General features: G+C 74.2%; 5 protein-coding genes and 1 pseudogene. 3 read left to right on the top strand and 3 right to left on the bottom strand.

From position 1 onward, the window contains the following. Positions 1 to 974 (bottom strand): annotated as a pseudogene (locus ABD207_RS26325) (hypothetical protein); the annotation flags it as partial. A gap of 225 nt (positions 975 to 1,199) precedes the next feature. Further along, complete coding sequence (locus ABD207_RS26320) at positions 1,200 to 2,585, bottom strand: NsdA family TPR-like regulatory protein (RefSeq protein ID WP_344015653.1); 1,386 nt, start codon at positions 2,583 to 2,585, stop codon at positions 1,200 to 1,202. 319 nt (positions 2,586 to 2,904) lie between these two features. Between ABD207_RS26320 and ABD207_RS26315 the strand changes: the two genes are divergently transcribed. The 3 genes from ABD207_RS26315 to ABD207_RS26305 all read left to right on the top strand — a co-directional run bounded on the left by ABD207_RS26315 (position 2,905) and on the right by ABD207_RS26305 (position 6,058). Next, positions 2,905 to 3,567 carry a bifunctional DNA primase/polymerase gene (locus ABD207_RS26315; RefSeq protein WP_344015652.1) on the top strand — a complete coding sequence of 221 codons (663 nt, stop codon included), beginning with the start codon at positions 2,905 to 2,907 and terminating at the stop codon, positions 3,565 to 3,567. A gap of 110 nt (positions 3,568 to 3,677) precedes the next feature. Next, positions 3,678 to 4,469 (top strand): ABC transporter ATP-binding protein, encoded by a 792-nt coding sequence (locus ABD207_RS26310; protein WP_344015651.1) that lies wholly within the window; start codon positions 3,678 to 3,680, stop codon positions 4,467 to 4,469. Then, entirely contained in the window at positions 4,466 to 6,058 is a 1,593-nt protein-coding gene (locus ABD207_RS26305) for a transporter (RefSeq protein ID WP_344015650.1), read from the top strand. The genes ABD207_RS26310 and ABD207_RS26305 overlap by 4 nt, the downstream gene beginning before the upstream one ends. Before the next feature lie 92 nt (positions 6,059 to 6,150). On the opposite strand, the gene ABD207_RS26300 is transcribed toward ABD207_RS26305, so the two are convergent. Then, complete coding sequence (locus ABD207_RS26300) at positions 6,151 to 7,014, bottom strand: alpha/beta fold hydrolase (RefSeq protein WP_343998967.1); 864 nt, start codon at positions 7,012 to 7,014, stop codon at positions 6,151 to 6,153. Positions 7,015 to 7,296 lie beyond the last annotated feature (282 nt).

Here is a 7,296-nt window from a genome sequence, read left to right as displayed (position 1 = left end):
CTGTCGCTGCGGAAGAGGTTGTCGAACTCGGCCGGCGGCTGCCGGTTGCCGTCACCGGGCTGTGCGCCGAAGCCCTGGCCGGTGACGGGCGGGATGTACTGGGTCGCCTCGGCATCGGGATTGCCGGCGGGCGGCTGCGGCCGGCGCAGCGAGCGGGTCTCCTCGGAGTCCTCCCCGGCGGGCCGCTCCGGCGGCAGCCCGCCTGCGGCGACCGGGGGTATGTACTGCGTCGCGCCCTCGTCGGCGCCGTTGCCGGTCACGGGCGGTATGTACTGCGTGGCGCCCTCGGGCGAGGCCCCGTGCGCCACGGGGGGTATGTACTGCGTCGCGCCCTCGGGAGCGTCGGCCGGCTGCTGCGGGGCGGCGCCGTAGGCCTGACCGCCGCCGTGCGTGCCGTAGCCGGGCTGCTGGGCGGAAGGGCCGTGGCCGGCCTGCGGGGCGGAGGAGCCCTGGCCGCCGTCGGCGGGCGGCAGCGGGCCAGGGCCCGCGTGCCGGCCGGAGGCGGGCGGCAGCGAGCCCGGTTGCTGGTGCTGCTGCGCGGGCGGGGTGCCGCCGTGCTGGTACGAGGCGAAGGGTGCCGGCGCGCCCTCGGGGGGCAGCGGGCCGGGCCCGCTCTGCGGCCCGGCAGGAGGCTGCTGCCCGGCCGGCGTGCCCCAGGAGGACGGCGTCCCGGAGTCCCACTGGCCGGAGCCGGCCGCGGCGGACGGGGCCTGGGGCTGAGCCTGCGGCTGCTGCCAGCCCTGGCCGCCGGCCGGGGCCTGCTGGTGCGGCCCCTCGCCGGGGCCCCACGGCTGGCCCCAGCCCTGGCCGCCGGGGGGTGCCGAGGCGGGGGGCTGTGCGGACGGCTGGGAGGGCGCGGTGCCGGTCGAGGGCGTCACGCCCGGCAGCAGGGGCTCACCGCCGTCGGAGGGCAGCACGATGCCTTCGCGCGCGGGGCGCGACGAGGGCTCCTCGCCCTGTCCACTCTGCGTCACCGGGACTCCTACCAATGGGGGACCTTGTGAATCGTCGGGTCACGCTACCGGGTCCCCGGAGCCCGTTTCCACGCAGCACAGGACGTGATCTCCTGCCCTGTGAGCGCGGTAACAAAACCGCGTCACCGGACGCTGTTTATGTCACCTCCTTCACATCGGCCGCCCGGCACGCGAACGTTCACCCCCGGTGCCGGCCCGTTCACGTCCCGCCGCGGGCGCGCCCGCTCACGCCGCCGTCTGGAGCCTGGTCCGCGCCCCGAACTCCCGTACCACCGGCTCCTCTCCGTACGGTTCGAGGCGCTGCTGGAAGTCCTCGAGGTACTCGGCGCCCCGGTCGGAGCGGAGTCCGTCGAGGATCTCCACCGCCTTCAGGCCCGTGGCGCAGGCCTGTTCGATCTCCCGCTGCTGCACCTGGGCCGTGGCCAGCAGCACATAGCCGATGGCCCGCCGCCGCGCCCGCGACTCGGGGTGCCCGGCGAGCGACTCGCGCGCATAGCGCGCGGCGGCCTCCGCCTGCCCGAGATCGCGATGGCAGTGCGCCAGCTCGTCCGCCAGATACGCCTCGTCGAAGTGGGCGATCCACGCCGGGTCGTCCCCGGACGCCGCGTCAGCCGCCTCCATGGCGCTCATCGCCCGCCCGGCCGCCGCCTGCGCGGCGCGCACGTCGCCCATCAGGGCGTGCCCGCGCGCCTCCGCCGCGTGGAACATGGCCTCAGCGCGGGGCGTGACGCGCCCCCGTGCGCCCTCCTGCGCCGCCCGCGCCAACTGAGCGATCTCCCGGGGGTTCCCGAGCTGCGCGGCCAGGTGGCTCATGGAGGCGGCGAGCACATAACCGCCGTATCCGCGGTCGCCCGCCGCCTGCGACAGCCTCAGCGCCTGGATGTAGTAGCGCTGGGCGAGCCCCGGCTGCCCGGTGTCCACGGCCATGTACCCGGCGAGCTCGGTCAACCGGGCGACCGCCGCGAACAGTTCACGGCCCACCGGCTCCCGGTAGGAGCCGGCCAGCAGCCCCGACACCACGCTGTTGAGGTAGTGCACGACGACCGGCCGCACATGCCCGCTGCCGTACTGGTGGTCGAGATCCACCAGCGCCCGGGTCATGTCCCGTACCGCGGCCACGTCGGACCTGCCCACGCGCGGTCCGGCCGAACGGGCCACCTGGGCGTCCGGCGCGGAGATCAGCCAGTCCCGGCTGGGCTCCACCAGCGCCGAGGCGGCGACGGCCGAGCCGGACAGGAAGTCCCGCCGCCCCACGTCACTGCGCCACAGCTCGCAGACCTGCTCGATGGCCCCCAGTACCGTCGGCGAGAACTGGAGACCGACCCCGGAGGCGAGGTTCTTGCCGTTGGCCATGCCGATCTCGTCGATCGTGACCGTACGGCCCAGTTTGCGCCCCAGCGCCTCCGCGATGATCGCCGGGGCGCGGCCCCGTGGCTGCTGTCCGCGCAGCCAGCGGGCCACCGACGTCTTGTCGTAGCGCAGGTCGAGGCCGTGCTCGGCGCCGCACATGTTGACCCTGCGGGCCAGCCCGGCGTTGGAGCATCCGGCTTCCTGGATGAGCGCCTGCAACCGCTCGTTCGGCTGCCGCGCGACGAGAGGCCTTGCGGCCATGGCGTAACCCCCTGTGGCTACGGTGCCTGCCCACACACCGAGTTGACGTGCTTGTCCGTGGCCGTACTCCTCACGTCCCGGCGAGAAGTTCCGGCCATGAAGATCAATGCCCCGCGGATGTACCGAAAATGCGGGACTTGTGAGGATTGCCGGAGTGACGGCATGCGAGGTCGTCCGCCGGCCCCCCTCCTGGCTACCCACCCGCGGGCGCCGTTCCTCCCGCGCGCCCCCACCCGTGCACCCATGCGCCCCGGACGCGGGGCCGGTGCTCCGGCCCCGCGCACGCGCGCGGGCGTAACCACTGGTGGCGGGTGAAGTTGTGTTCATCGTGGAAGAGACGATCCCGGGCACCGAAGCCGCACAGATCCCGAAGCAGCGCGGGCAATCGCTGCTGGACACCGCAGTCCGCTATGCCGAGGAGCGTCACTGGGACGTGTTCCCGGGCACCTGGCTGGAGGCCGCCCACGGGGTGCAGCGCTGCTCGTGCGGCGACGCGGCCTGCCCCGCGCCCGGCGCGCACCCGTCCCGGCCGGACTGGGCGACGCAGGCGACGGGCAGCGCCACCGTCGCCCGCCGGATGTGGCAGAAGCAGCCGACCGCCTCGATCCTGCTGCCGACGGGCCGCACCTTCGACGCGATCTCCGTCCCGGAGACAGCGGGGTTCCTCGCCCTCGCGCGGCTCGAGCGGAGGGAACTGACGCTGGGTCCGGTGACGCTGACGCCGTCACGGCGGATGGAGTTCTTCGTGCTGCCGGGGGCGGCGGTGAAGGTCCCGGAGCTGGTGCGCGGTCTCGGCTGGTCGCTCGCCTCGCTGGATCTGGCCGTGCTCGGCGAGGGGATGTACGTGGCCGCGCCGCCCACGCGGGTGGGGTCCCGAGGGGCCGTGCAGTGGGCCTGCCGTCCGACGCCCGCCAACCGCTGGCTGCCCGACGCGGAGGAGCTGATCCCGGCACTGGCCTACGCCTGCGGGCGCGACCGCTAGTCAGCCCTGCGTTCCGCCTGGTCAGACCGTCCGGCTGCGGGTGCGCCGAGGCCGCCGGCCGGTCCGGCGGCGCCTGCTCGGGGGCGCGCCGGTGCCCGTAGGCTGCTGCCATGACGGAGGGAACTGAGGCGGACGGGACAGCGGTCCGCGTACGGGGGCTGTGGAAACGGTTCGGCGAGCAGGTGGCCGTCGGGGGGATCGATCTCGACCTGCCGGCGGGCAAGTTCATCGGGCTCGTCGGGCCGAACGGGGCCGGCAAGACGACGACCCTGTCCATGGTGACCGGGCTGCTGCGGCCGGATCAGGGGACCGTGGAGATCGCCGGGCACGACGTGTGGCGGGACCCGGTGGCGGTGAAGGCCCGGATCGGGGTGCTGCCCGAGGGGCTGCGGCTGTTCGAGCGGCTGTCGGGGCGCGAACTCCTCGCCTACAGCGGCCGGTTGCGCGGGCTGCCCGGCGCCGAGGTCGACAAGCGGGCCACCCAGCTGCTCGACGTCCTCGACCTGGCCGGGGCCCAGCACAAGCTGGTCGTCGACTACTCCACCGGCATGCGCAAGAAGATCGGGCTGGCCGCCGCGCTGCTGCACAATCCCGAAGTCCTCTTCCTGGACGAGCCGTTCGAGGGCGTCGACCCGGTGTCCGCGCAGACCATCCGGGGTGTCTTGGAGCGCTACACCGCCTCCGGCGCCACCGTAGTGTTCTCCTCGCATGTGATGGAGCTGGTGGAGTCGCTGTGCGACTGGGTGGCGGTGATGGCCGCCGGGCGGATCCGGGCGCACGGCCCGCTCGCCGAGGTGCGCGGTGACGCGCCCTCCCTGCAGCGGGCGTTCCTGGAACTCGTCGGCGCGGACGGACGGGACGCCTCCTCCGAGCTCGACTGGCTGGGCGGCGGTTCCCGGTGAGCGCGCCCGCGATCACCCCCGTCGTCGTCCGGCTGAAGCTGTCGCTGCTGCGCAACGGGCTGCGCCAGTCCGGCGGCCGCCGGGCCGCCTACATCGCCACCGCGGTCGTGGTGCTGCTGTTCGCCGCGCTGCAGCTGCTCGGGCTGATCGCGCTGCGCGGGGTCGGGCACGCCGAGTCACTCGTGGTGCTGCTCGTCGCGGTGCTTGCTCTTGGCTGGGCGGTGATGCCGCTGTTCTTCCCGAGCGGTGACGAGACCCTGGACCCGACCCGCCTGGTGATGCTGCCGCTGCGGCCCCGCCCGCTGGTGCGGGCCCTGCTGGTGGCCTCGCTGGTGGGCATCGGGCCGCTGTTCACGCTGTGCATGTTCACCGGTTCGGTGATCGCGGTCGCCCGCGGCGCGGCCGCCTTCGCCGTCGGGGTGCTCGCCGTCCCGCTGGCGCTGCTGGTGTGCGTGGCGCTGGCGCGGGCGGTCGCCGCCGCCAACGTGCGGCTGCTGACCAGCCGCAAGGGGCGGGACCTCGCCGTGCTCAGCGGCCTGGTGATCGCCATCGGCGCCCAGGTGGTCAACTTCGGCGCCCAGCGGCTCGGCTCCTCCGGGCTCGGGGAGCTGGACCCGGTGGCCGGGGTGCTGCAGTGGATCCCGCCCGCGTCCGCGCTCGGCGCCGTGCACACGGCCGGCGAGGGCGCCTACGGGACGGCGCTGGCGCAGCTGGCGCTGAGCGCGGCGGCCCTGGTGGTGCTGCTGGCGCTGTGGTCGCGGTCGCTGACCCGGCTGATGACGGCGCCGGACGGCTCCACCCTGCAGACCGGGGAGAAGGCCGTGCGGGAGCGCTCCGCCAGCGGACTGGCCCGGCTGCTGCCCGCCGGCCGCACCGCCACGGTGGTGGAGCGCAGCCTGCGCTATGTGTGGCGCGACCCGAAGACCAAGGCGGCCTGGGTGACCTCGCTGGCCATCGGGCTGATCGTGCCGGTCTTCAACGCCTGGCAGGGCACCGGCTCGGTGTACTTCGCCTGCTTCGCGGCGGGCATGCTCGGCATCCAGATGTACAACCAGTTCGGCCAGGACACCTCGGCGTTCTGGATGGTCGCCATGACCATCTCCACCACCCGTGACGCCCACGCCGAGCTGCGCGCCCGTGCCCTGGCCCTGCTGCTGATCACGCTGCCGTACGCCACGCTGGTGACCGTGCTGACCACGGCCATGCTGGGCGACTGGCGGCGGCTGCCGGAGGCGCTGGGGCTGTCCTTCGCCCTGCTGGGCGCGATGCTCGCGACCGGCGCCTGGACCTCGGCGCGGTTCCCGTACTCCATCCCGCAGGAGGGCCACAAGAACGTCGCACCCGGGCAGGTGGGGCTGGCCTGGATCTCCATCTTCGGCGGCATGATCGCGGCGGCGGTGCTGTGCGCCCCGGTCATCGCCCTGACCATCTGGTGGAACATCAGCGCCGACGGCGCCGGCCTGCTGTGGCTGCTGCTGCCGGTCGGCACGGCCTACGGGGCGCTGCTGACCCTGCTCGGGCTGCGGCTCGCCGCACCGCAGACGGCACGGCGGCTGCCGGAGATCCTCACGGCGGTCAGCAAGGGCTGAGCAGGGCGCGCCCGCGGACGTCTTCACGCGCCCTGAGACGCGCCCGCCGGACGTCCGGTACGCCCCGCGGACGTCCGGTACGCCCCGCCGGATCAGCCCTCGCGCAGGGAGTCCAGGAACGGTTCGATCGCCGCGCGCCAGCCCTCCGGCTGGTCGTAGTGGACCAGATGGCCGGCGTCGGCGACCTCCGCGTACTGCCCGAGCGGCAGGACGCGGACCATCTCCTGGGCCTCCGCACGGCCCAGCTCGCCGTCGAGGCCCCGCACCACCAGGGCGGGGCAGCGGACCTGGGCCAGCTCCTCCCAGTGCGCGTCGTACACCCAGGTCTCGCGGGAGCGGAGCATCACCTCCTGGTCGAAGACCGGGCGCCAGCCGTCCGGGGACTCGGCCATCACCTCGGCGTAGAACTCGCCGCGGGCCGGGTTGGGCCGCTCCACCCAGGGGTCGTCCTCGCCGAACCACTTGCGGACGTCGGCGAGCGTGGCGAACGGAACCGGCCACGCCCGGAACCACTCCTCCCACACGCGCTGCGAGGCCGCGCCGAGCGCGGAGGCCCGCATGTCGCAGATGACCACGCCGCGGACCAGGTCGGGGCGCTTGGCGGCCAGCTGCCAGGCGGTCAGGGCGCCCATGGCGTGGCCGATGAGGACGGCGGGGGCGAGATCCAGCTGCTCGAGGGCGGCCTCGGCGTCGTCGACGTAGGCCTCGCGGCTGTAAGAGGCGTGCGGGGGCTTGTCGCTGCGGCCGTGGCCGCGCTGGTCGAGGGCGACCGCGCGGTACCGCTCGGAGAGCCAGCGGGCGGTGGACGCCCAGTGCGAGGCGCGCCCCATCAGTCCGTGCAGTAAGAGCACGCCGGGGGCGGCCTTGGCCTCGGTGCCCGTCTTGGGCGGGTCGCCGAACTCCCAGGCGGCGAGCTGCACGCCGTCCGCCCCGGTCACGCCGATGCGTCGCGCCATTCTCCTGGCACCCCCCAAGCTCGCTGTCTGCCGTGCCGAACCTGTCTGCCGTACCGCGCCAGATTATCGAATACGCTTTCGAAAGCGGTGGTCCGGCGGGCAACACCCCTCAATCGAGTGACACCCCGCCAGGATTGACCGCCGCGCCACAGGGGAGATCTTCAGCGGGAGGCGGACCGCTCGGGGAAAACGGTCCGAGGGGAATGACCCTGAGAGCTCGGGGCTCCGGGTCAGTACAGGGGAGGACAGGCCCCGGCGCCTTGCGGCGCCGGGGCTCCTCAC

This window comes from Streptomyces thermospinosisporus (genome assembly GCF_039526425.1).
GTDB lineage: Bacteria > Actinomycetota > Actinomycetes > Streptomycetales > Streptomycetaceae > Streptomyces > Streptomyces thermocarboxydovorans.
Note: the sequence above shows the minus strand (reverse complement) of the source record. Positions and strands in the feature narration are given on the sequence as shown.

Bases quoted from the DNA above. Each gene is read 5' to 3' on its own strand.
- ABD207_RS26320 (WP_344015653.1), bottom strand. From the start codon at position 2,585: ATGGCCGCAAGGCCTCTCGTCGCGCGGCAGCCGAACGAGCGGTTGCAG.
- ABD207_RS26310 (WP_344015651.1), top strand. From the start codon at position 3,678: ATGACGGAGGGAACTGAGGCGGACGGGACAGCGGTCCGCGTACGGGGG.
- ABD207_RS26300 (WP_343998967.1), bottom strand. From the start codon at position 7,014: ATGGCGCGACGCATCGGCGTGACCGGGGCGGACGGCGTGCAGCTCGCC.